Source organism: Alexandriicola marinus, from assembly GCF_004000435.1.
GTDB lineage: Bacteria > Pseudomonadota > Alphaproteobacteria > Rhodobacterales > Rhodobacteraceae > Alexandriicola > Alexandriicola marinus.
The window spans coordinates 1-1,895 of record NZ_RBVZ01000049.1 but is presented as its reverse complement, the minus strand read 5'-3'; the positions used below and the strand labels follow the sequence as shown (position 1 = coordinate 1,895).

Here is a 1,895-nt window from a genome sequence, read left to right as displayed (position 1 = left end):
GCTGCTGGGGCTACAAGGACATGGAAGAAAGCGCCGGCCCCGTCGAGTCCCGCGCGCCGCTCAGCCTTCTGGCGCTTCTCTCCGACCTGAAAGACCCTGACAGCTACGCCCATGCCTGGCGCCAGCGTTGCCGGGACTGGGCTGCGATCCCGGACTACGAGGAAGGCGACAAGATCAGGCTCGCGGCCCCTGTGACGCTCACCGATGGCAGCACCTGCCAGATCGTCACTGCGACCCACTACAGGCGGGGGCGGCAAAACCGCCGCTGCTACCGCATTGAGGAAACCGGCGGGCTCGTGCGGCTCTCTAGGGCCTCGCTTGCGGGCTCGGAGCTGATAAGTTCCGCGAAGGGTGCGGCCAGTCCTGTGCTGGCGGAGTTTCTGGCGGGGCAGGGTGGCTGAGTTTCTCGCTGAGACAACACGACGAAACAACGCGCGCACATACCGCCGACTTGAAATCGTATCTCAAATGAGATACATGATTCCTATCAATTGGAGAACCACCATGCCTGCCCAAACATCCATGCTTCATGTCCGTGTTGACGATCAGTTGAAAGCACAGGCTTCGGACGCACTTGCGGGCGTCGGTCTGACGCTCTCCGACGCAGTGCGTATTCTTCTGACCCGCGTGGCCGCAGAAGGCGGATTGCCTGCCGGATTGACTGCTGATCCGGATGCCTATGACGCCTGGTTCCGGGCGAAGGTACAGGAAGCGCTGGACGATCCAAGGCCCACAACGTCCCATGCCAAGGCGATGCAAGACGCCCAGGCATTGATTGACGGGAAGCGCCTTGCCAAATCTTGAATGGAAAGCGACGGCCACCGCCGACTTGCTGGCAATCATTGACTACATCTCTGACGACAACCCGGATGCCGCCCAAGTTCTCAAAGACGAGATTGAACACAAGACGTCCCTCCTTCCTGAACGCCCTCTGATGTACCGCGCGGGCCGTGTGGACGGGACTAGGGAGATGGTTGTTCGGCCGAACTACATCGTGGTTTATGCAGAAAATCCTGAGATGGTGACCATTTTACGCGTTCTTCATGCTGCGCAGCAGTGGCCATGATGGGGGTGCAGGCCCCCCGCTAAGAAATTGCCCGCTCTACGCCTTCAAAGTGTAGAGCGGGCTTTTTGTCCTTTGGAACTCAGACCCTGATCCAAAGGAAATCTCCATGTCCAAGCCCAAACTGGCAAACCCGGCTCTCTCAATCTCCGAAGCTGATCTCACCTCAAGGCCGAGGATGGACATCTCTTCATCGAAAAGCGCAGCCCCAGCAGCAATTCCTCCGAGACCCAAGCCTTCATGGAGGGCGAGAAGGATATCCTGATCTTCTCCGATGCGGGCGGGACGGGCCGGTCCTATCATGCCGCAAAGACGGCCAAGAACCAGAAACGGCGGCGGCACTACCTGTTGGAGCCTGGCTGGCGCGCCGATGCGGCCATCCAGGGGCTCGGCCGCACGCATCGCTCTGCCCAGGTCAGCGCGCCCTTCTTCCGGGTCTGCACCTCCGATGTGCATGGCGAGAAGCGCTTCACCTCAACTATAGCCAAACGCCTCGACCAGCTGGGGGCCTTGACGAAGGGCCAGCGCGAGACCGGCTCGCAAGGCATGTTCCGCGAGGAGGACAATCTCGAAAGCCCGATCGCGCGAGCGGCGCTGCGTGGGTATTTCGCCGATCTTGCCGCCGGGCGCGCCGAGGCGATGAGCTACGAGAGCTTCACGGACTGGACGGCCCTGCGACTGATCGATAAGGACGGTGTGCTTCTCCAGGAACTTCCCCCGATCCAGCGGTTTCTGAACCGGGTGCTGGCGCTACCCATCCATATGCAGAACGCGCTCTTTGCCGAGTTCATGAGGCGGATTGCCCCCGTGCCGGGTGATCCCCATCGCAACT

General features: G+C 60.8%; 3 protein-coding genes and 1 pseudogene. All 4 read left to right on the top strand.

The features are described from left to right. A partial coding sequence (locus EP376_RS22585) for a DUF6927 domain-containing protein (RefSeq protein WP_420837144.1) occupies positions 1–401 on the top strand: 401 nt, incomplete at its 5' end. A 103-nt stretch (positions 402–504) separates the two neighbouring features. Then, on the top strand, positions 505–804 hold the full coding sequence (locus EP376_RS22580) for a type II toxin-antitoxin system RelB/DinJ family antitoxin (protein WP_127657714.1): 300 nt from the start codon (positions 505–507) through the stop codon (positions 802–804). Then, on the top strand, positions 791–1,066 hold the full coding sequence (locus tag EP376_RS22575; RefSeq protein WP_127657713.1) for a type II toxin-antitoxin system RelE/ParE family toxin: 276 nt from the start codon (positions 791–793) through the stop codon (positions 1,064–1,066). Before EP376_RS22580 ends, EP376_RS22575 begins: the two co-directional genes overlap by 14 nt. 162 nt (positions 1,067–1,228) lie before the next feature. After that, positions 1,229–1,895, top strand: a pseudogene (locus EP376_RS22570) (strawberry notch C-terminal domain-containing protein); the annotation flags it as partial.

Coding starts and splice junctions, on each gene's coding strand:
- EP376_RS22580 (WP_127657714.1), top strand. CDS start 505: ATGCCTGCCCAAACATCCATGCTTCATGTCCGTGTTGACGATCAGTTG.